Here is a 1,106-nt window from a genome sequence, read left to right on the forward strand (position 1 = left end):
GCGCATCTGCGCGCCGGCATGTTTGCGCGCGGCGCGTTTGCTCTGGGCGAGAGCGATGCACTCACGGTGCCGCAGGAGGCGCTGGTGCTGCGCGACGGCTTCGCCTATGTCTTCGTGCTCGACGCCGGGCAGCGCGTGCAGCAGCGCAAGGTGCAAACCGGTCGGCGCGCGGCAGACCGGGTGGAGGTGCTTGCGGGCCTGGACGCGCAGGCGTCCGTTGCCGTGCGCGGCGCGGGCTTTCTCAACGACGGTGACTTGGTGCGCGTGGCCACCGCACAGGACGTGCGGCAAAGCGCGCCTGCTGCCCCCGCGAATCTTTCCCCGCGCGCCGCCAAGTAAGGAGCATTTCCGATGAATGTCTCCGCTTGGTCGATCAAGAACCCCATCCCCGCGCTGATGCTCTTCGTGTTGCTGAGCCTCGGTGGCCTGTCGGCGTTCAACGCCATGAAGGTGCAGAACTTTCCGGACATCGACCTGCCCACGATCACTGTCGCGCTGGTCTTGCCCGGCGCCTCGCCCGCGCAGCTCGAAAGCGACGTGGTGCGCAAGGTGGAAAACAGCCTCGCCACGCTGCAAGGTCTGAAGCACATCTACACCAACGTGCGCGACGGCAACGCCGCCATGACTGCCCAGTTTCGGCTGGAAAAGCCCACGCAGGAAGCGCTGGACGACACGCGCGCGGCCGTGGCCCGGGTGCGCGGCGATCTGCCCGCCGACCTGCGCGACCCCGTCGTGACCCGGATGGACCTGGCCGGCCAGCCCGTGCTGGCCTTCACCATCGCATCGGAGCGCAGGGACGACGAGGCGCTGTCGTGGCTGGTGGACGACACCGTGGCCAAGAAACTGCTCGCAGTGCCCGGCGTCGGTGCCGTGAACCGCGTGGGCGGCGTCAAGCGGCAGGTGAACGTGGCACTCGACCCCGTGAAGCTGCAGGCGCTGTCCGCGTCGGCAGCCGACGTGTCGCGCCAGCTGCGGCTGGTGCAAAGCGAGAGCGCGGGCGGGCGCACCGACCTCGGCGGCAGCGAGCAAGCGCTGCGCACGCTGGCCACGGTGCAGTCGGCGCAGGAGCTCGCGGGCCTGACGCTCGCGCTGGCGGACGGGCGCCA

General features: G+C 69.9%; 2 protein-coding genes. Both read left to right on the forward strand.

The features are described 5' to 3' along the window. Positions 1-339, forward strand: a 339-nt coding sequence (locus VTU_RS30330) for an efflux RND transporter periplasmic adaptor subunit (RefSeq protein WP_010110552.1), incomplete at its 5' end; no start/stop codon positions are given. Between the two features lie 12 nt (positions 340-351). Next, a partial coding sequence (locus VTU_RS30335; protein ID WP_010110553.1) for an efflux RND transporter permease subunit occupies positions 352-1,106 on the forward strand: 755 nt, incomplete at its 3' end.

It is taken from the genome of Verminephrobacter aporrectodeae subsp. tuberculatae At4, assembly GCF_000193225.1.
In the GTDB taxonomy this organism is placed as follows: Bacteria; Pseudomonadota; Gammaproteobacteria; order Burkholderiales; family Burkholderiaceae_C; genus Acidovorax; species Acidovorax aporrectodeae.